16 protein-coding genes are annotated in these 22,218 nt (G+C 42.7%); 7 read left to right on the forward strand and 9 right to left on the reverse strand.

Annotated features, from left to right (window positions below):
• The first annotated feature begins 216 nt into the window (after window positions 1–216).
• The 5 genes from CHL1_RS15080 (at window position 217) to CHL1_RS15100 (ending at window position 9,455) form a co-directional block, all read left to right on the forward strand.
• Window positions 217–909 carry a TetR/AcrR family transcriptional regulator gene (locus tag CHL1_RS15080; RefSeq protein ID WP_070370248.1) on the forward strand — a complete coding sequence of 231 codons (693 nt, stop codon included), beginning with the start codon at window positions 217–219 and terminating at the stop codon, window positions 907–909.
• A gap of 247 nt (window positions 910–1,156) precedes the next feature.
• Window positions 1,157–1,786 carry a corrinoid protein gene (locus CHL1_RS15085; protein ID WP_070370249.1) on the forward strand — a complete coding sequence of 210 codons (630 nt, stop codon included), beginning with the start codon at window positions 1,157–1,159 and terminating at the stop codon, window positions 1,784–1,786.
• A gap of 94 nt (window positions 1,787–1,880) precedes the next feature.
• Window positions 1,881–2,864 carry a uroporphyrinogen decarboxylase family protein gene (locus tag CHL1_RS15090; protein ID WP_070370250.1) on the forward strand — a complete coding sequence of 328 codons (984 nt, stop codon included), beginning with the start codon at window positions 1,881–1,883 and terminating at the stop codon, window positions 2,862–2,864.
• A 514-nt stretch (window positions 2,865–3,378) separates the two neighbouring features.
• Window positions 3,379–7,962, forward strand: coding sequence for a glutamate synthase large subunit (gene gltB / locus CHL1_RS15095; RefSeq protein WP_250936300.1), 4,584 nt, complete (start codon window positions 3,379–3,381; stop codon window positions 7,960–7,962).
• A 17-nt stretch (window positions 7,963–7,979) separates the two neighbouring features.
• Window positions 7,980–9,455: a glutamate synthase subunit beta gene (locus CHL1_RS15100; RefSeq protein WP_250933733.1), complete on the forward strand. Its 1,476-nt coding sequence runs from the start codon at window positions 7,980–7,982 to the stop codon at window positions 9,453–9,455.
• 92 nt (window positions 9,456–9,547) lie between these two features.
• Here the strand turns inward: CHL1_RS15100 and CHL1_RS15105 are convergent, their stop codons facing one another.
• Complete coding sequence (locus CHL1_RS15105; protein WP_148637171.1) at window positions 9,548–10,594, reverse strand: DUF389 domain-containing protein; 1,047 nt, start codon at window positions 10,592–10,594, stop codon at window positions 9,548–9,550.
• A gap of 967 nt (window positions 10,595–11,561) precedes the next feature.
• Here CHL1_RS15105 and CHL1_RS15110 point away from each other — a divergent pair.
• Complete coding sequence (locus CHL1_RS15110; RefSeq protein ID WP_250933735.1) at window positions 11,562–12,344, forward strand: alpha/beta fold hydrolase; 783 nt, start codon at window positions 11,562–11,564, stop codon at window positions 12,342–12,344.
• A 130-nt stretch (window positions 12,345–12,474) separates the two neighbouring features.
• Here CHL1_RS15110 and CHL1_RS15115 read toward each other — a convergent pair whose 3' ends face one another.
• The 4 genes from CHL1_RS15115 to CHL1_RS15130 form a co-directional block, all read right to left on the reverse strand.
• Window positions 12,475–14,229 (reverse strand): bifunctional diguanylate cyclase/phosphohydrolase, encoded by a 1,755-nt coding sequence (locus tag CHL1_RS15115; RefSeq protein ID WP_250933737.1) that lies wholly within the window; start codon window positions 14,227–14,229, stop codon window positions 12,475–12,477.
• 186 nt (window positions 14,230–14,415) lie between these two features.
• Window positions 14,416–15,444, reverse strand: coding sequence for a 3-deoxy-7-phosphoheptulonate synthase (locus CHL1_RS15120; RefSeq protein ID WP_070370255.1), 1,029 nt, complete (start codon window positions 15,442–15,444; stop codon window positions 14,416–14,418).
• A 108-nt stretch (window positions 15,445–15,552) separates the two neighbouring features.
• A complete protein-coding gene (locus CHL1_RS15125; RefSeq protein WP_250933744.1) occupies window positions 15,553–16,968 on the reverse strand; it encodes a sensor histidine kinase in 1,416 nt (471 codons plus the stop codon).
• Window positions 16,955–17,689, reverse strand: a complete 735-nt coding sequence (locus CHL1_RS15130) for a LytR/AlgR family response regulator transcription factor (protein ID WP_250933746.1) — start codon at window positions 17,687–17,689, stop codon at window positions 16,955–16,957. Before CHL1_RS15130 ends, CHL1_RS15125 begins: the two co-directional genes overlap by 14 nt.
• Before the next feature lie 192 nt (window positions 17,690–17,881).
• Here CHL1_RS15130 and CHL1_RS15135 point away from each other — a divergent pair, with 192 nt between their 5' ends.
• Window positions 17,882–18,283, forward strand: coding sequence for a hypothetical protein (locus CHL1_RS15135; RefSeq protein ID WP_250933748.1), 402 nt, complete (start codon window positions 17,882–17,884; stop codon window positions 18,281–18,283).
• A gap of 71 nt (window positions 18,284–18,354) precedes the next feature.
• On the opposite strand, the gene CHL1_RS15140 is transcribed toward CHL1_RS15135, so the two are convergent.
• The 4 genes from CHL1_RS15140 to CHL1_RS15155 form a co-directional block, all read right to left on the reverse strand.
• Window positions 18,355–19,332 (reverse strand): uroporphyrinogen decarboxylase family protein, encoded by a 978-nt coding sequence (locus CHL1_RS15140; RefSeq protein WP_070370258.1) that lies wholly within the window; start codon window positions 19,330–19,332, stop codon window positions 18,355–18,357.
• 79 nt (window positions 19,333–19,411) lie between these two features.
• The gene (locus CHL1_RS15145; RefSeq protein ID WP_148637165.1) at window positions 19,412–20,041 is read right to left on the reverse strand and encodes a corrinoid protein; all 630 of its coding nucleotides are present in this window, start codon (window positions 20,039–20,041) and stop codon (window positions 19,412–19,414) included.
• A gap of 478 nt (window positions 20,042–20,519) precedes the next feature.
• Window positions 20,520–21,059, reverse strand: coding sequence for a DUF2284 domain-containing protein (locus CHL1_RS15150; protein ID WP_070370260.1), 540 nt, complete (start codon window positions 21,057–21,059; stop codon window positions 20,520–20,522).
• Between the two features lie 178 nt (window positions 21,060–21,237).
• Entirely contained in the window at window positions 21,238–22,155 is a 918-nt protein-coding gene (locus CHL1_RS15155; protein ID WP_070370261.1) for an AEC family transporter, read from the reverse strand.
• Between the last annotated feature and the right edge of the window lie 63 nt (window positions 22,156–22,218).

Below are 22,218 nucleotides of genomic sequence, written 5' to 3' on the forward strand. Positions count from 1 at the left end.
GATTGAATCAGCTTCAAAATTTCGGCTGTTATTTAATTATATAATTTTTACCCGAATATGTACATCTTAAATCTTAATTCGCTTCTTTTTATCTTTTTGTCTTGTTATAATTTCAATAACTTAGCACAGTCTCCATACAAATAAATTAGACATGGACGACGTTTCATTTTTTATGCTATTATATCCTTATACTACAAAAGAATGAGGACAGCCACCATGAATACCAGAGATAAAATCTATAATACTGCCAAACGGCTATACCTGGAAAACGGTTACGCCAACACACCAAACACCATGATCGCCAAAGAAGCTGGAGTCAATCTGGGTTTGGTCACCTATTATTTTAAAACCAAAGACATTATCGCCAGTGATATGCTCAATTACAATTATGAGACGCTCTATTCGCATTTGCTTAAGTATCTCCCCACGGATGATGAATTGTTACAGTTAATCACCTTTTTTAAATTACATTTTAAGCTGACCGGAATTGACCCGCACTATGACCGCTTTATTTACGAAATGAATAAATTCGATTTACTTGAAAAAGCCACCCGGGATGGCAATCTTTATGAACTATATAAAACATTGGTTGCCCAGAACAATCAAATTGCCAGCTCCGACAAAGGTCTCACCCTGGATTGTGCTGTAACTGCCTCTTTTGGAGTAATTCGGGCCTTAACCATGAAGCAGTACGAAAAGGAAATCCAAATTTCAAAAGAAGAAATTTTCGATCTCTGTATCAATCAGATGTTTTACTCGCTAAAAATTGATTCGAATCATTTGCTAATTAAGTCTCTAATCAGCTCAGCCAACTGTACCATTGATCGATTGCTCGAAGAATATCCCCAATTAACGCAAGTAAAAAATTATTTGTATATCGAAGATGCCGCTATTGTTCGCAAACAATAGCGGCATCTTTTATTTTTGTTTTATTGAGATATTAATCGTTTTCTTAAGGCTTTTTTTGGTTGTTTATTTTTATTTTACGAATTTAGTTGACTTTTTGCGATCGATCATATATATTGTAATTGCTCGCAAGCAATTACAATATTGGTTGTAAACGTGTTCGTTTTACTCATCACTTTAATGTATTTGACGATTCGCTTACGCACACACGTAAGCATCGCTAATAAAAACACCACACAAGGAGGAAAATATGTCAAAAATTCAAGAAGTCAAAGCAAAGGTCGAAGCTGGAAAATCAAAACTGGTCCCCGGACTGGTACAGGAAGCACTCGACGAAGGCAGCTCACCTGCAGAAATTCTCCAGGCCATGGTTGATTCCATGGGCATCGTTGGGGACAAATTCTCATCCGGCGAAATTTTTGTCCCGGAAATGCTAATTGCTGCCAAAGCCATGTCAAAAGGCGTGGAAGTATTAAAGCCACTGATGGCTGGCGATGGTTCCACCTCGCTGGGCACCTGCATCATCGGTACGGTTGCCGGTGACCTTCACGATATCGGTAAAAACCTGGTTTCGATGATGATTGAAAGTGCTGGTTTTGATATGGTTGATTTGGGCGTTGATGTCCCTGCTGATACCTTTGTTCAGGCGGTTAAAGACAATGCCAATGTCAAACTGGTGGCCTGTTCCGGTCTATTGACCACCACCATGCCAGCCTTAAAAGAAGCAGTACAGACCATTAAAGCCGCTCATCCGGAGATGAAAGTGATTGTTGGCGGCGCCCCGGTCACCCCAGAATATGCTGCTGAAGTCGGTGCTGATGGTTATGCCCCTGATGCCGGTAGCGCTGCCGTTAAAGCGAAAGAGCTGGTTACCGCTTAAATTCATCCTTCTTAAAAAATTAATTACAACAATTCCAAAAACCTAACATTTCCACCATTCTATTAAACATACCAAAATTTCAGGAGGTATTATTATGTTAACAAAACGACAAAACTTAATGGAAACCATCAAAGGCGGAAACCCCGATCGCTTTGTCAATCAATACGAGTTTATGGATCTGATCATGGAGGCTCCCATGGATTTACCGCTGGCACCTGCTCCTGGTACACGAGTAAAAAACAAATGGGGCATCACCTTCGATTGGCCTGCCGATCAAATCGGTTCATTTCCCATGCATGATGACGAACACAAGGCCTTAAAAGATATCACCGATTGGAAGAACCAAGTCAAAGCTCCGGCCATTGAAACCTCAGAAGAAGCCTGGGCTGCTGCCGTTGCCCATGCCAATTCAGTTGACCGCAACGACAAATTTGTCACCGCATTTTGTGCTCCTGGTATTTTTGAAATGACCCACCATCTGATGAGCATGGAAGATGCTCTGATGGCTTTGTACGAAGAACCCGAAGCCATGAAAGAACTGATCGATTATGTTGTTGAGTATGAATTGGCTTATGCCAATGAATATCTCAAACATATTCAACCCGATGCTTTATTCCATCATGACGATTGGGGCAGCCAAATCTCTACATTTATCTCTCCGGCAATGTTTGATGAGTTCATTCTGCCTGCCTACAAGAAAGTCTACGGCTTCTGGAAAGCCAATGGTGTTGAACTGATTGTTCACCACAGTGACTCCTATGCTGCGACGCTCGTTCCAGAAATGATCGAAATGGGTGTTGATATCTGGCAGGGCGTTATGACAACGAACAACGTGCCAGAATTGATCAAAAAATACGGTGGTCAAATTTCGTTTATGGGCGACATTGATAGCGGCCGGGTTGATTTCCCTGGCTGGACCCGTGAAAAAATTTATGAAGATGCGAAAAAAGCCTGCGAGGAATGTGGCAAACTCTATTTTATACCAAATTTAAGTCAAGGATTAAATATCAGCTCGTTCCCTGGGGTTTATGAAGCTACCAGCGAAGTGATCGACCAACTCAGTAAAGAAATGTTTTAAATCTTAATAGAAAAAATCAATTAGCTCTATCGGAAGCAAACTCAATGGGTTCTGTTTCATGATAGAGCTATTATTATTGAATAAAATCTTAAAAAAACATTTAGCCCGAACCCATACATCGTTGAGATTTAATCAACGTAATCTGTAAATGAATACAGGGCTTAACTGTGCGGTTTTGGCATACAATTGAACGCCATTCAAAAACACTGATTGCATTAATTTGCAAAATACATTATAAAAAAAGCGCCATTTATTCGATTCGATCAATAAATTTTTGTGGTAATTATCTGTCTTTATAGTATAATTATAAGACTCCATCTTGTCTATAACAATCGGGGATTTTTTAAGCTTAATATTTTACTAATATTTCTTTCGCTGACGATGGATACTTATAATATATATAGAAGGAAATAATAAATTCCCGTTTTATAATAATAAATACTATTGAATGTTTACTCAACCAATAGTATTCTGGTCATAACAAAAGATTTTTCTGAGGAAGGTTAAAATGCGTATGAAACACACTAGTTTACCACCAAAGCAGGGACTTTATGATCCCGCTTTCGAACATGATGCCTGTGGTATTGGAGCGATTGTCCATATCAAAGGAAAAAAATCCCATGATATTGTAAAGCAGGCCTTAACAACACTTGTTAATTTACAACACCGTGGCGGTCGGGGCTCCGAACAGAACACTGGCGATGGTGCCGGAATTCTGATCCAGATCCCCCACCAGTTTATGGAAAAAGCTTCGATTAAAGAAGGCTTTACTCTGCCCCAACCTGGCGACTATGGTTTGGGGATGTTATTTATGCCCACCGATGTCAATGAAAGAAACCAATGCGAAAGAATTCTGGAAGACATTATCATCGAAGAGGGTCAAACCCTGCTGGGCTGGCGTGATGTTCCGGTGGATCTTTGTGATCTGGGAAAAACCGCCGTTGACAGTATGCCTTTCCTCAAACAGGTGTTTATTCAAAAAGATGCGGCTTTAACCGATACCATGGATTTCGAGCGCAAGCTTTACACCATTCGAAAACAGGCTGAAAAGAAAACAAAAAAAGCCGGACTATCCTTTTACGCTGCCAGTTTTTCATCCCGTACCATCGTCTATAAAGGGATGCTAACCGAAGATCAGGTCGGTCAGTTTTATCTGGATTTACAGGATCCCGATGTGACCACTGCCATTGCCATGGTTCATTCCCGTTTCAGTACCAATACCTTCCCCAGCTGGGAAAGAGCGCACCCCAACCGCTATGTGATCCATAACGGTGAAATTAATACCCTTCGAGGCAACGTCAACTGGATGTACGCCCGTCAATCCCTGCTCCAGAGCGAGCTTTTTGGCAATGAGCTGGAAAAGACCTTCCCGGTTGTTGATGTCGATGGTAGTGACTCGTCCATCTTTGATAACACCTTTGAATTTTTGAGTCTGACCGGACGTTCTCTGGCTCACAGTGCCATGATGATGATCCCTGAACCCTGGGCCAAGCACCAAACCATGAGTCCTGAGAAAAAAGCCTTCTATAATTACCACGCCAGAATGCTGGAACCTTGGGACGGACCTGCCGCCATTGCGTTCACCGACGGTGTTCGCCTGGGTGCCGTTCTTGACCGTAACGGCCTCCGTCCTTCCCGCTACTATGTGACCAAGGACGACATGGTTATTCTTTCCTCAGAAGTCGGTGTTTTAGACATTCCCCCTGAAAACATTCTTTGCAAGGAGCGTTTAAAACCAGGACGAATGTTGATGATTGACACTGAAAAAGGTGAAATCATCAACGATGAAGATCTGAAACACGCCGTTGCATCGCAACAGCCTTACGCCGAATGGCTTGAAAAACATAACATCCCGATCACCAAATTACCAGAACCAAAGACAAAGTATGTCACTGATAAGGCAACCCTGATTCAGCGTCAAAAAACTTTCGGCTACACTTATGAAGATTTAAAAGCATTGATTATCCCAATGGCTAAAGACGGTGTTGATCCGATTGGTGCAATGGGTAACGATATTCCACTGGCCGTTTTGTCCGATAAATCCCAGGTTCTGTTTAATTACTTCAAGCAGATGTTCGCTCAGGTAACCAACCCGCCAATTGATGCCCTGCGGGAGGAATTGATCACCGGAACGGAAGTCTATCTCGGCGGCGAAGGTAACCTGATTAATCCATTGCCTGAAAGCTGCCATCAGATCAGTCTGGATATGCCTATTCTTAGCAATGAAGATCTGGAAAAAATCCGGGAGCTTAATGATCCCCGAATTAAAACCATTACCTTATCCACCTTGTTTGAAAGCAATACCGGTGGTGACGGTCTGGAAAAAGCCCTGAACGACATTTTTGCTGCCGCTGATCAGGCAATTGCTGACGGCAATACGATCATCGTCCTTTCTGACCGGGGCGTCAATGAAAAAATGGTTCCCATCCCATCGGCACTGGCGATTGCTGGTCTCCATCATCATTTGGTCAATAATTTGACCCGAACCCGAGTCAGTTTAGTTGTCGAGTCCGGCGAACCCCGGGAGGTTCATCATTTTGCCGTACTGATCGGCTATGGCGCCACCGCTGTTAATCCCTATCTGGCTTTCGAAAGCGTTGCTGATCTGATTGATCGTGGCATGTTAACCGATGTAGCCTATGAAAAAGCGGTCAAAACCTATATCAAAACCGTCAGTAAAGGGGTCATCAAGGTTCTGTCAAAAATGGGTATCTCAACCATTCTGAGTTATCATGGTGCCCAAATTTTTGAAGCCGTGGGGATCAACTCCGAAGTTATTGATAAATACTTCACTCGAACCCCTTCGCGAATCGAAGGGATTGGCATCAACGAAATCGCCCGGGAATCACAAATGCGTCATGATGAGGCCTACCGTAATCCCTTTGGCGATGCCAATGCACTGGAATCCGGCGGTAATTTTCAATGGCGGGCCGATGGTGAATATCACACCTATAACCCCGAAGCTGTTTATAAACTGCAAACTGCCTGCCGTAACGGTGATTATCAGACCTATCAGGAATACACGGCTCTGATTAACGAACAAAGTCAACGAACCTGTACGTTAAGAGGCATGATGACTTTTAAAGATCTTGCGCCGATTTCCATTGATGAAGTTGAATCCGTCGAAAGCATTTGTACCCGCTTTAAAACCGGAGCGATGTCCTACGGTTCGTTAAGCAGCGAAGCCCATGAATGTCTGGCCATTGCCATGAACCGGATTGGTGGCAAGAGTAATACCGGTGAAGGCGGTGAAGATCCCGAAAGACACATTCCTCTGCACAATGGCGATTCCCGACTCAGTGCCATTAAACAGGTGGCGTCCGGTCGCTTTGGAGTGACTAGCCACTATCTGTCCAGTGCCCAGGAAATTCAGATCAAAATGGCCCAGGGTGCAAAACCAGGGGAAGGTGGACAATTGCCTGGACGTAAAGTTTATCCCTGGGTTGCCAAGACCCGATATTCAACACCTGGTGTCGGTTTGATTTCACCACCGCCACACCATGATATTTATTCCATCGAGGATTTAGCCGAGCTGATTCATGACTTGAAAAATGCCAACCGTGAAGCCAGTATCAATGTCAAACTGGTTTCTGAAGTTGGTGTTGGAACCATTGCCGCTGGTGTTGCCAAAGCAAAAGCCGATGTGATTCTAATCAGTGGTTACGATGGCGGTACTGGCGCCTCACCGCGAACCAGTATCCGACACGCCGGTTTACCCTGGGAACTTGGACTGGCGGAAACCCATCAGACGCTGGTACTCAATAACCTGAGAACCCGGGTAAAAGTTGAAACGGACGGTAAACTGCTTACGGGTAAAGATTTAGCGGTGGCAACCTTACTGGGCGCTGAGGAATACGGCTTTGCGACTGCACCACTGGTTATTCTTGGTTGTGTTATGATGCGGGTCTGCCATCTGGATACCTGCCCGGTTGGGGTGGCAACACAAAACCCTGAGCTACGCAAGCGATTCACGGGTGATCCTGGTCATGTTGTTAACTTTATGAAATTTATCGCCCAGGAACTGCGGGAAATCATGGCCGAACTCGGTTTTCGAACCATTGATGAAATGGTTGGCCGTTCCGATAAACTGGAAATGAACAAAGCCATTGATCATTGGAAAACCAAAGGGCTGGATTTCTCCAGTATTTTATACCAACCAGCCATTCCAGAAGGCGGCGGTTTATATTGTCAAATCAAGCAAAACCACAATATCGAAAAATCCAAGGATCTAACCGAACTCCTGGCACTCTGCCAACCTGCTTTGGAAAAAGCTGAAAAAGTGGTCATTAACACCACAATTAAAAATGTCAACCGGGTTGTCGGTACCATCGTCGGAAATGAAGTTACCAAACGCTATGGTGAAGCTGGTCTTCCTGAAGACACCATCACCATTAACCTCAAAGGTTCTTCCGGACAAAGTCTTGGTGCCTTTATGCCCAAAGGCATGACCATCAAGCTGGAAGGTGATGCCAACGACTATTTCGGTAAAGGCTTATCCGGTGGAAAAATGGTCATTTATCCACCTAAAGAAGCGACCTTTGTTCCAGAAGAAAACATCATCGTTGGAAATGTCGCCTTTTATGGCGCCACCGAAGGCGAGGCTTTTATTCGAGGTGCCGCCGGTGAACGTTTCTGTGTAAGAAACAGCGGTGTTACTGCCGTTGTTGAAGCAGTGGGCGATCATGGTTGTGAATACATGACCGGCGGAAAGGTCGTCATTCTGGGAAAAACCGGGCGAAATTTTGCCGCCGGAATGTCCGGTGGAATTGCTTATGTGCTGGACTTGGATGAAAACTTCTGTGAATCCTGCAATGCTGAAATGGTTGATCTGGTAAAAATCACCGATGCGGTCGAATTGGCTGAGCTTAAAGAGTTGATCATCAAACACCATGATTATACCAACAGCTCACTGGCTCAAAAAATCCTGGAGGACTTTGATCACTACGCAAAACAATTCACCAAGGTTTTACCTCGAGATTATAAACGGATGCTGGATGCCATGGAACGGGTTAAAGCCCTCGGTCTTACCGGCGATGAGGCCTTAATGGCGGCTTTCGAAGAAAATAACCGGGATCTGTCCCGGGTAAGTGGAAACTAGAGAGGAGGTAAACAATTATGGGAAAATCAACAGGATTTTTAGAATATAACCGGGAAGTGCCCAAGGATCGGGAACCTCTTGAACGGATTAAAGACTGGCAGGAATTTCATTTAGAGCTGCCGGAAGAAAAACAACGTCTTCAGGGCGCCCGCTGTATGGATTGCGGCGTACCCTATTGCCACTCTGGCATGATGATTGCTGGCGGTGCCTCTGGCTGCCCAATTCATAATTTAATCCCTGAATGGAATGATATGATTTACAAGGGGTTGTGGAAAGAAGCCCTGATTCGACTGCTTAACACCAATAATTTCCCTGAATTCACTGGCCGGGTTTGCCCGGCTCCCTGTGAAGGGGCCTGCACCGTCGGCTTAAACCAACCACAGGTAACCATCAAAACCAATGAGTGCACCATTATCGATCATGCTTTTAAAGAAGGCTGGATTACGCCAAACCCGCCAAAACTGCGAACCGATAAAAAAATCGCCGTGGTGGGCTCCGGACCAGCTGGCCTGGCCTGTGCGACGGAACTCAATAAAGCTGGCCATAATGTTACGGTTTATGAGCGGGCCGACCGGATTGGGGGACTGCTGATGTATGGTATCCCCAACATGAAGCTGGATAAGATTAATGTCGTTCAGCGTCGGGTTGACTTGATGACCGCCGAAGGAATCAACTTTGTCACCAGTACCGAGGTCGGTAAAGACTACGCCATTGCCGATTTAAAAGCCGATTACGATGCGGTGGTTTTATGTGGTGGCGCCACCAAACCCCGGGATCTGCCAGTGGAAGGCCGAAATCTTAAAGGCGTTGATTTCGCAATCAACTTTTTATCAGCCAACACCAAAAGCCTGCTGGACTCCAACCTGACCGATGGTAATTTTACCTCTGCAAAAGACAAGCATGTGGTCATCATCGGGGGTGGTGATACTGGTACCGACTGTGTTGCCACCTCGATTCGTCATGGCTGTAAAAGTGTGCTGCAATTGGAAATCATGCCCAAACCCCCAGTTAATCGAGCTGAAAATAATCCCTGGCCGGAATGGCCCAAAACCTACAAGCTGGATTATGGTCAGGAAGAAGCAGTGGCCCTGTATGGCAGTGATCCCCGCCAGTACTGTACCACCACTAAAAAAATTGTCGGCGATGCCGAAGGCCATGTTATAGAAGTCCATACCGTGGAAATTGAGTGGATTGCTGATGAAAACGGACGAATGACCATGAAGGAAATCCCCGGAACTGAAAAAATTCTGCCAGCAGATCTGGTTTTACTGGCGATGGGCTTTCTGGGACCGGATGACCTGCTGGTTGACCAACTGGGTCTGGAACGAGATCCCCGCTCCAATGTCAAAGCCGATTACGGTGTTTACCAAACCAGTGTGGACAATATCTTTGCTGCCGGTGATATCCGTCGGGGCCAAAGTCTGGTGGTCTGGGCCATCAATGAAGGCCGTGAAGCCGCCCGAGCCTGTCACAATTATTTAACTAAAAAATAAATTGCTCCATAACGCATCTAAAACAGCCACAAAATCCGCACTGGATCGTGTGACTGTTTTTTTAGGTTCATCTTAATCTTTGGGTGAGTGTTTTAGACAATCACAATCTCACCTTCCAATATGCCGGCACTGTTCTCTTTTTCAAAATAGTTAAAGAGGGTCGTTCGGATGTCCTGAACCACTTCCAGGGTATAGCCTTCCAATCCATAGTCGGCCATATTTGTTGTGATCCGGTCAATCTGATCTGGGCTATAAACTTCCCCAATCAAATCCAGTCGCAGATTTTTTCTTTCCGGGTCAATGGTTGCTCGCATGGTGGTGGTTGTCGATGAATTGACTTCCGCATTGACAAAAGTTTCAACCTTGCTGGTCAAATTATTATCAATAATCGAATCTATTGCCACATAAGCAGCCGAAACGGCGGCCGGAATGGTGATTAGAATCATCCCGAGAATGAACCCCCGCTTTAAAATTTTATTGAAGCGCTCTTTAACCACCGCAGCTTGCTTGAGCTGCAGCAGCTTACAAAAAGCAAAGGTTGCCAGCATAATAAAAAAAGCATTAATCAGAAATAAATAAGCCGCCGGGAAAATATAATCCGGGTTGCTGTTGGCGATGCCATAGCCAACGGTACACATTGGTGGCATGAGTGCAGTGGCAATGGCAACACCGGGAATGACATTGGTTTTTTCTTTTCTAGTTATTCCGATGACCCCGGCGGTTCCACCAAAGAAGGCAATCAGCATGTCAAAAAAAGAGGGCCCGGTTCTGGCGATCAATTCACTGGTAGCCTCATGAATCGGGGTCAGCGAGAAATAAATGGAAGCGCCAATCAGGGCAATAATAATCTGAATCATAAAATTAAGGGCGGCGTTTCGTAGCAATAACCCGTCATAGGTCGCCAGACTATAGCCCATGGCAATGATCGGATTCATCAGCGGTGATATGAGCATCGCTCCAATAATAACCGCCGTTGAATTGGTGTTTAAACCAACCGAAGCGACAATAATGGCACAGAAAAGAATAATCAACGGGGCACCCTTTAGCTTCACACCAGCTACAATACTTTCGTGGATAGCATCGGCACCCATCTGATCGGATCGGATATCAAATAAACCATTTTTAAGATAATCAATCATGCTAAATCTCCCAATCTCATTTGCTTATTGTCTTTTATTACCCAATCGAGCATTAAACAAACCTCACTTTTTTATGATTATCAAAAAACTGACTTCTAAACTCCACCCATTTTCTGGCGCTCATTTTTATAGATCCGTCCAACCACAAAAAAGCTGAAAGCCGATTCCACAATTAATTCTGTAGAATCGGCCTCAGCTTACAATCTCAGTTGTCATTTTTTGGGACTCACCCCTTTCTGCTTATCAAAAATCTTCCGCTTCGCATTTCCAATGTAAATAGTTCACTTGCTCCAGGGATTATCTTACTTTTTATTTCGCTTTTACGATCCTTTTCTGCCGTTTTTGCATTGGGGATTTTTTATGAAATAAATTTCTGAACAATCTGTTCTCTCGTCCAAATTTCTCCCGTTTGTTACGCTGAATTTCAATTGAAAATCATCTTCTCTTCTCACGTTGATTACCTATTCTTGATCTATTATTTTTATTATGAACACATCGTTTTAAATGTGCTAATCATAATGTCAATACCGATCGCCAATAAATCTGACTGTGTTTAACGATGTACTCCTCAATTCTTATGACTTTAAGAATTTTTCCACCGTAGAGTCCATGATCGATAAAATCAATTCCTTGAAGTTTATCTCTGATCTTCTTTCAATCTGATAAGCTTCTCCCTGATTTTTTCATTCAGTTAAGTGATTCTTTACTTTTCTATGACCCTGTCATTTTATTGGAAAAGGATTTGGTTGATCCTTGATTCAATTATATTGTATCATGTTTATGGCAAAAGTAAACAACTGTGCTGTAAACGTTTGTAACTCTTTTGTAAAGAATCAATCTGGCTTTATTATGCCATTTTTAAAAATAATGCTTTGATCTTTTTTTTAATATTTATCGCCTTTTGTTAATAAATTCCTTCATTATGGGTATTAAATAAATGGCTATTCTTTCAAAGAGAGGTGTTGTAATGGTAAAAGTTGAAGACATTAGTATGAGCTACCGAGTTTATGGATCCGGATACCCTCTGCTTTTAATAATGGGTTATGGTGGAACCATGAACCTGTGGGAGGAACGGTTTTTACGTTCGCTGTCAAAAAAATACAAGGTGATTGTCTTTGACAACCGTGGCATGGGTGAAACCAGTTCAGGTCATAAGCCTTTTACAATTGAACAGTTTGCTGAAGACACCTATGAAATGCTGGTTGCATTAAAGATAGAAAGTGCCCATGTGCTGGGATGGTCCATGGGGGCATCAATTGCTCAGGAGTTAGCCTTAAGGCATCCTGAAATTGTTAACAAACTGATTCTATACGCTTCACTTTGTCATCCGGAAATCTTTCCTCCTGAACCAAAGGTTCTTTTCCGGCTTGAAAACACACTGGGAATTCCCTCTGAAAAAGGTTATGAGTGGCTGCGACTGATCTTCCCTCCTGAGTGGATAAAAAATAATCCGGATCGCATTCGGGAAATATTTCATCGCCCGCTGGGGGTTATGAATCCTGATTCGATCCTGAAACAAGCTGATGCGATCAACAAGTGGGAAGGTTCCTGTAATCGCATTCCTTTTCTAAAACACGAAACTCTGGTTATTGATGGTAAAGACGATTTGATTCTCCCTTCCGAAAATGCCGAATATCTGGCCAGTCGATTGCCGAACTCCAAGCTCATTTTGATCCCCGAAGCAGGACATGGCTTAATGTTTCAAAAACCGGATAAATTCACGTTAATCATTAATCTATTTCTTGACTGATACAACCGGTTCGTCCTTTAAATTTTGCAAACTCACAGCAACGCTGTTCCATAATAGATAATTCATTGCATGACTTGAGGCTGGTTTCTAAACGAAGAGACCAGCCTTACTTATATATCATTTTTTCTGGCTATCGGTTTATGCTAAAGATTTCCTCACAGACCGGATTTTTCTGCATAATTTCAACAAATAACGAAACAATATCGGGATCAAACTGTGAACCCGCATTTTTCTGAATTTCAGCTAAGGCATTTTGGCAATTTGTTGCTTTTTGGTAGATTCGGTTCTCAGTCATTGCATCATAGGCATCTGTGATTGCGATAATCCGTGACAACAGCGGAATCTCTTCTCCGACTAGGCCTTTCGGGTAACCACTACCATCCCAATGCTCGTGATGGCAAAGAATATACTCAGCGATCGATACCAGCTCTGGTGAAGCGCAAGCAATACGATAGCCAATTTCTGGGTGCTTTTTCATTTCAATCCATTCTTTTTCAGTCAGTTTTCCAGGTTTTACCAGAATCCGATCATCAATTCCGACCTTGCCAATATCATGAAGTGTCGCCAGTAATTCCAGATTGTCCAGTTCGATTTGGGAAAGATTGAGGGCTTGACCAATCATTCGCGACAAAGCCGCCAAGCGTTCAGAATGCTCCTCGGTTTCATGGCTTTTTTCATACATCGTCGCTTTGATTGAAGCAATAATAGCGCTATGTGAGCTGCGTTGCTCCAGTAGTTTGCGCTGGTTCATGTATAATTCAGCTCTTTTGATGGTTTCCTTCAAATCGCCATGGGGTTCTTCTTTTGTTCCCGAACCCAAGGCCACATTAATATGAAATGCCTCATTCAAAATCCGCCGATTATGTTCAGCAAAACTTTGCTTTATTTCTTCCATCTGTTTCAGCGCCGCTTCCCGGGATGTTTTTGGCATCAGGATGCTAAATTCATCACCTCCGGTTCTGGCAACTATTTCACCCTTCTGACAACTGTTTTTCATGATCCGGGATGTTTCAATGATCATCCGATCTCCAGCTTCATGGCCAAAGGCATCATTCATCAGTTTAATCCCATTGATGTCACCAATTATAATTGAAATCGGCAACTGTTCATTGATGTTAATCCGCTTTTGCTCTTCCTCCCAAAAGAGACGATTGTACAACCCCGTCAGATGGTCATGATAACTTAAATATCGGTATTTTTGCTCACTGGCTTCCAGACTTTTTTGGGATCTGATGATGATTTTTGCTTGTTTCTCAAGCCCCTCATAAATGATTTGGATAACAAATAACAAACCAATTCCCAGGATCTGACTGCTGATGGCAACGATCGGCCATCTTGATCCGTAATCAGCAATGGCAAATTCATTGAAAAAACTGCTGAACAACAGCACTGTAATAACCAGAAAAGCAAACAGATTAAAAGCAATAAATTTCAAAACCCATTTTTTATCCAGCAGCGACCCGGATAACACCAGCACCACTGTCACACATACCATTCCGGCTCCCATGGGTCCAGCCACAATCAGCACCAGCACACTGGCAAAATAGCCGGTCAGCAGGAAAAAGAGTTTTTTGATTCGCAGATTGATCTTATGATTAAGCAGAACAAAGACGGAGACAAAATACAGTAAAAACTCCATAACCGATACCACATACTTGCCTTCCTCATAAAACAGATAGGCACCGTAAAAGAACAGAATCGGCCCCAACAGAATAAAATAGAAGGTAATATCATAAAATAAATGATTCTTTAGATAATTGAGATCCCGATCTCGATTCCCCTCTCCGTTGTTTTTTATATTATAAGTAATGGCTCTCAGGTTTTTTAACCGCATTTTTATGAAGCCCATCATAACAGCAATCTTTTGTCTGATTATCTGATTCATCCTTCATAACCCTTTCAACACATACTGGAACTGTCATATTTCTATAGATATAAATGCTTAGTAATTTGATACCCCCTGTTTATACGTTTAGTCACCTGCCTTTTTAAATATCCCATTTCTGATCGTTTTTAAGCATTAAAAAACCGCCAATTGTTCATTGACAGACAATTGACGGTTTTTTATTTACTATACTTTTTCAGCAATGGTTCGAATTAACTCTTCTGAAGCTTTCCATCCCAGGCAGGAATCAGTAATGGATTTGCCATATACCCCACCATCGACTGGCTGGTTCCCTTCTTCAATGTAACTTTCAATCATCAGACCCTTCACATACTTTTTCAAGCTGGCGTCATAATGACGATTACGCAGGATTTCCCTGGCAATTCGGGGCTGTTCACCAAAACGCTTGTTGGAGTTGGCATGATTCAAGTCAATGATAACGGCAGGGCAGGAAAAATCCCGCTTTTCATATAACTTAATCAGATGCATAATATCTTCATAATGATAGTTGGGATAGTTGCGTCCATGCTGATCCACCGATCCGCGCATAATCGCATGGGTCAGCGGATTTCCATTTGTTTTTACTTCCCAACCCCGGTAGATAAAGGTGTGTCCTGCCTGAGCGGCCTGAATGGAATTCAGCATTACTGTAATATCACCACTCGTCGGGTTTTTCATTCCCACCGGAATTTCCAGACCCGAGACCGTTAACCGATGTTTCTGATTTTCCACCGATCGGGCCCCGATCGCCACATAACTGAGCAAATCTTCCAGGTAGGCATAGTTTTCGGGATATAACATTTCATCCGCACAGGACAAACCTGTTTCTTCAATGGAACGGATATGCAATTGGCGAATGGCTTTAATCCCTTCAACCATGTTTGCCTCTTTGTTTGCATCCGGTTGATGAAGCATCCCCTTATACCCTTCGCCGGTGGTTCGTGGTTTATTGGTATATATTCGCGGAATGATGATAATCTTATCGGCCACTTCCTTCTGAATTGCACTTAAACGATTCACATAATCAATCACGGCTGTTTCATTATCTGCTGAACAAGGCCCAATGATTAAGATGAAGCGATCGTCCTTTCCTTCAAACACATCTCGGATCATCTGATCCCGCTGGGTTTTTATTTTTTTGCCCGTTTCAGATAAAGGCATCATTTTCAAAATTTCACTGGGTGAGGGGATTTCCTGGATCAACTCAAAACTCATTTGTTACTCCCTTTTTCACAATTTTTCGCCAAAATTTACCCCGATCTGACCGCTGCCGGTAATTCTGACCGTTGTATCGACACTTTTAGTTTGTATTTATTATAGTGATTAATGTTCCAACTGACAAGGATTATTATTGATTCCCCGGCCATCCCAGATCGATAGACGATCCGGAGCCATTGTCCGGCTAGTATTGGACAGTACAACCGCCACGCTAAAGATCTGATCATCTGCTTCAAATCGAGCTTCGCCGTCATATTTTTGAGCGATGGCGGTCACCGACGCAATCCCAATACCAGATGACTGCTCTCTTTTCTGGGAAAGGTAGACGCCATTTTTCATTGAGATTTTCCCACTAAAACGATTGTCCACCGTAATATATAACTTGTTGCCAATAAACTGGGATGCCAGTTTAATCATCTTTTCCCCTGAGGTGATTCGCCGGTTGGCTTCCAGGGCATTTTCCAGAACATTTCCAAAAACCACACATAAATCCGTTTCATCAATTTTTAAATCCTGGGGCACCATTGCTTCAATGGTAAAATCAATCGCTTCCAGTTTACAAATATTGGCGTAATAGCCTAATATGGCATTAACAGCATCATTTTTGCAATACATAATATCGGCGATACTCAAGCGGTTCCCCAGCAATTCGGCGATGTAGCTTTCTGCCTTGTCCCCATTCTTCTGTTGGATCAATCCCAGTACTGCGTTTAAATGATGCCTCAGGTCATGTTCACCTTTGCGGGTCTCTTCAATACAGATCCCAAATTTCTTATAATACTCCGACTGAAATAGCAATTGTTGTTTAATAACCTCGTTGCTTTCGGCCAAAAGGATGTTTTTCTGAGTTTGTTCCAGCATTTCAATGACTACATAATAAATCAGGTAAAAGCCTAAAAAAGAAACCAAATTAAACACCAGAAACTGCCATTGTGCAATCAGGGCCGCATTCAGAGCGCCAAAGGCCAGACTGATAATATAGTAAACCATCGGGATAATCCAGAGGTAGCTCCAGGCCTTGTTGCGGGTCGCCATCACTTGACTAATTTTCTTTCTGAAAAAAATCCATACCAGGGGATACGTCAACGCCAGGATTACGCATTGAAACAGGTTAAAGTAGAAAGAATAGGAGGTTTGAACATAAACCCGATGCAATCCATACGTCAGATAAGCAATCTCCAGAAATTTGGCCATGGTAACAATAAACTCGGCATAGCTTTTAACCAGCAGTCCAACAAACAAAAGTTTAGCAGGCGTTCCCCGAACCATTGCGGTATAAACCCCCAGGTAGAGCAATAAAAAAAAGACGCTGTGAAAAGCACGCAAACTGTTCCAATTCGGAACCCATTCAATGATCATGATCACTGAAATGATGTTTAATACCATACACAAGGTACCCGCAGCGATTACCGTTTTTTTTGAATACCGGAGCTGCTTCCAGACCGGTATAAAGGCTAGAATAAAATAGGGGCCTATTGATAAAGCAATCCCCCAAACGATGTTCAGATTACTGCTTAGCACTGACTTCACCTCTGACTTTTGTAAACATAAAATCCAAATACCTTTGGCGAACTGCGACACTGTTACTACGGGGGATTCCCACCCGATCACCATTGTCCATGATAAAATCAGTGACCGTATAATTTGCAACGTGATTCATATTAATGATGCTGCAACGATGGCAGCGCAAAAAGGGTCTACCGCCTAGCATATTTTCTAGCTGAGATAAGGGCAGATAGGTCTTGATTTCTTCATTTTCCGTATGGATTACCGAGATCTTATTAAACACTTCCACATAAATAATATCTTTCAATCGAACGGCTACTTCCAGTTTTCCATTGGGAACCCGGATCACCTGAAGCTCCTTAGACAAAACTACCAGACAACGATCTAATGCTTCAAATATTTTTTCTTTCGTGATCGGTTTGATGATGTAGTGCTGGGCTTTTAACTCAAAGCCTTCGATGGCAAAATCCCTGCTTGATGTAATAAAAACCATTTGGCAGTCTTCACCTGAATTTCGCAGCCTTTTCCCAATTTCGATGCCATTGCCCTCTTCCAAATATATATCTAAAAAGACGATACAAAATGATTCGGGCTGATAATGGGCCCAAAAATCCACCGCCGTCGAAAAAAAAGAGATTTCGAAATCACAGCAATTAATGGCACTGTATTCTTTTAAATACCACTCAATTCTTTCCTGGTGTTCCTGTTCATCTTCACAAACTGCTATATAAACCATGCTGTCCTCCATCTGACCGTTGATTCATTAACTGTTTTTTGATAATTTTATCATATTCAATCCGATTTCACAATTTATTTGCAACTTTCCAGACAGCGTGAAACGGCTATTTTCACCGTGAATTTGAATTGTTATCACATTTGTTTGCTGTTATGATTGTCTTATGTTAAATTTATTTATGAGGTGAAAAGTATGAAAAAAATGAAATTTTTCAGTATCCTAATGGTTTTTGCTCTGTCGCTGTTTATTTTTACCGGCTGTAGCGGTTCATCATCTTCTGATGATTCCGATGATGCCACCGTTTATTCTCAGGATTTTACCATTGTTAATGACACCGGGATCGAGATTTACGCAATCTATGTTTCTCCCACTGGTGAAGCCAGCTGGGGTGATGATCTCCTGACTACTGATACGTTGCCAAGCGGAAGTTCAACGGACATCGTTTTTGATACCGAGGTTGAAGAACAATACTGGGATTTGATGGTTGCCGATTCGGCAGGTACCACCGTTGAGTGGTCGAACATTGATTTGTTCTCAGTTTCCGAAATTACCTTAAAAATTGAGAACGGCAATCCCACGGCTACCTTTAAGTAAAATTCAAAACCCGCTGAGAATCAATAAAAATTCTCAGCGGGTTTTTTAGTTCTATTTTTGAGTCGTTTTTCTTAAAACATTAAGGCGCTCATTTTATCAATGGCTTCATCGTTTGATTCATAAACACCTGGGAAGCAGCCAAAATTCAAACCATGGCTGGCCCCCGGAATAAAGTAGAGTTTACCACATCGTTCGCAGGCTTCCTTTGTTTTTTCAAAGACAATCTCCGGTGTCCAACCTGGGAAGTCAATGACACCACTGTCAATATCACCCATAAACGAAATTTGACCACCATATTTTTTGATCAGTTCGGGTACGTTATTGGTTGTCATGACCCCCTGCCAAATGTCGATTCCCATTTCAATCATCGCTGGAACCAGGTTGGCGGCATAGGAATCGCTATGATGAACAATCAACTCTACCCCGTTATCCTTGTAAAAACCATAGATTTTTTTATAAGCCGGAACAAAGAACTCCTCAAACATTTCCGGTGATACAAACGAAGAACGTTGGCTACCCCAGTCATCATGATGGAAAATACAATCGGGATGGAGGCGGCTAACCATTTCTTTGGCATAAGCCAGTTCATACTCAACCAGATAATCAATCAGATCATGCATCGCTTCGGGTTCTTCATACAGGGCCATCAAGGCATCTTCCATGCTCATCAGATGATGGGTCATTTCGAAGATTCCCGGCGCTACAAAGGCAGTTACAAATTCTTCATTGCGATCGACGGCATTCGCATGAGCAACCGCTGCTGCCCAGGCTTCATCTGACGTTTCCACCGCTGGTGCTTTTACCTGACTGCGCCAATCGGTGATATCTTTTAAAACCTTGTGCGCATCATCATGAATCGGAAAACCACCCAATTGACCTTCCGGCCAGGTAAAGGTAATTCCCCAGCCATTTTTTATTGTCTGTCCCGGCCCGCACATGGCTCCGATGGGCGCTTCCATAATCAAATTCATAAACTCATATTGTTTTACAAAGCGATCGGGATTTCCACCTTTAATGGTTTCCAGTAAATTCTGTCTTTTTGTCAGCATTCTAATACCTCCTAAAATTATATGGATCGTTGTGAACCTGCCTTGAGCAACGCCCGCTTGTTCTTTTAAACCGATACTGTTATGCGGTTACCAATTCTTTGGCTTTAACTGCCGCACTTCCGGCATCAGGAGCATAGCCATCAGCACCAACTTCAGTTGCGTACTCTGGCGTAACTGGCGCCCCACCAACGATTACTTTTAAATCCGGATACGCCATTTTAATCGTCTGAACCGCTTCTTTCAAGGCTGGCATGGTCGTCGTCAACAGACCGGAACAGGCTACCAGCTTGACATTTGCATTATCCTTTACTGCTTGAACAAAGGTATCAGCCGGGACGTCAACGCCCAGATCGACCATATCAAAACCGGCACTTTCAATCATCATCGAAACCAGGTTTTTACCGATATCATGAAGATCACCAGCCACCGTTCCGATAACACAAGTACCCAGCGAAGCTGAACCGTCACCAGCCATCAGCGGTTTTAACACTTCTACACCTTTAGACATGGCTTTAGCGGCAATCAGCATTTCCGGTACAAAGATTTCCCCGGATGAGAATTTATCCCCGACCACACCCATTGAATCCACCATGGCCTGAAGAATTTCTGCCGGTGCACTGCCTTCATCTAGGGCTTCCTGAACCAATACCGGAACCAGCTTTGACTTTCCAGCTTCAACCTTTGCTTTTACTTCTTCGATTTTTGACATTTTTTCCTCCAATTTTAAAATCGATTTATGATATCTGGATGATATCGGTTATATTAACGATTCCACGTGTGTGCGTGTAATCCCTAATTTCTGATACGATGACGTAACGACTGATGCTAGTTTTACAACTGTTAAGTTCTCAAATAGCCGTTATCTCGGGAATGTGATAGCGATTACATCGCTTGACTGGATCACTTTTGTGCCATTCTTTTTTACAGCACTCGTTGGCTGCCTGATTTAATCACTTTCGCAACTGAGACAATTTTAAATCAATTTAATGTTTATGTCAACAGTTATTTATAAAATCAATCGCTTTTACTAATTAGGAAATCATGGCTATTTACAAATCAAATCAGTCTCCATTTTTTCCGACTATTAAGTTAATATAAAAAATCTCCCTTTCCGGGTTGGCGCTTACAGCCAGACGGAAAGGGAGATCATATTTGCTATCTGTTAAAAGGGTTCCGTGGCAAACTGACTAGTTAAATAATACACACCCAACATAGGTTAGGGTATTAGGGCCATAGTAATATTCAAGCTGATTTAGTTTACACAAGTCACTAACAAGAATTCCAAAGGCTTCCATGGATGAGAAGGCTTTCTCGGGAAAGCGGCAGGCATCTTCTGGATAGGTACATTTTTGACACAGTGAACAACATCCATCGCCCAGTGGAAGCATATCCGCTTTTTTTTCAAACAGGGCTTCAACCAGCCGATCAAAGCTGGCATTGTGCTTGTTCTTGATCTCTTCCATCCCTTCAAAATCAAAACTGTCTTCTAATTCGCCGGTGGTTTGAACAATCACGCCATGCTTGTAATTTTTTACCTTTGTTCCACATTCTTCCAATGTTCCGCATCCCGGTGGACATGCCCAATTGGTATCATAGATCTGACACTTATTATCGGCACACATTTGTCTGACTTCGGGGTTTAAATCAATGGTGGAAACCTCAAGTTTGGCTGCTCTCGTAAATCCACTTTTATCGGCCAGATCCAATACTTCTGCTAATTCGATCATTTCGTTTTCTCCGCTTTCCTGTGATAACTATTTTTAGTTTTCACTAAATTAATGATAATTCTAGCACATTTTTTCGTATAAATATAGCCTTTTCTTGAACAACCATACAATAACAAACTCTTACTCGCATTTAATTTCAAAGCTTGAAGAAAGATTATCGGGAATCTGTACCGATCGTTCACATTAACAGAAATGCGATCATTGGAATCGTAACAACCGAAGCCAGGGTCGTGATAAAAACGCCTTTTGTAGCCAGCGCAACATTGTTTTCGTAGCGATTGGCAAAAAGTACCGAAGATGTTGCCACCGGCATCGCAATGATGATAATCACAATTCCCAGTAAATAGGGATTTATGATCACATTTCTTAAAATCACCCAGGCCAATAAGGGCAACAAGACCTGCTTAATAATCACGTAGGGATACAGTCTGAACTCGGCAAAAACGCTCCGAACTGAAATCCCTGATAAAGCAATGCCGATTACAATCATGGCCAGGGGCGTCGTCGTCGACCCGACGGTTTTTAACGTATCGTTAAGAAGCTCCGGAAATTTAAAATGGCAGGCAAACATAATAACTGCAATAATCGATGACACCATCCCCGGGGATAAAAACTTTCTTACATCCAGCGCATTTCGGCCCTCTTTTGACATCAGCATAATCCCCAGGGTAAAGTTGCTGACATTAAAAATTAGATTAAAGATCGTTGCATAAAAAATAGCGCTTTCCCCAAAAATCGATGCGATCACAGGAAAACCCATAAAGCCAACATTAGACCAAATGGTCATATACATGTATAAGTAACGGTCTTCTTTTGGCACCATCAGGATTCGGACAATCAAATAAGCAATAAACGGCATCACCACATAAAAAAGAATGGAAATTATAAACATCATAATGACATCCGAATTATTGGTATCCGCTGGCATGGTTGCCACCGAGGCCAGCATCATACATGGCAGCGTAATACTTAAAATAAAATTCGAAAGCTGTGATCCGAAATTTCCACTGACAACTTTTTTCTTTGCTGCAATATATCCAAAAGCCAAAATCAAAAATAATTCCAACATCTGGCTGATCACCACCATTATATCCATCGGCCTGCTCCTCAAATAAAAATAGCCTATCACAAGCTCGGTTTAAATTCAACCCAATTGCCA

The sequence above is a fragment of the Acetobacterium wieringae genome, assembly GCF_023700225.1.
GTDB lineage: Bacteria > Bacillota > Clostridia > Eubacteriales > Eubacteriaceae > Acetobacterium > Acetobacterium wieringae.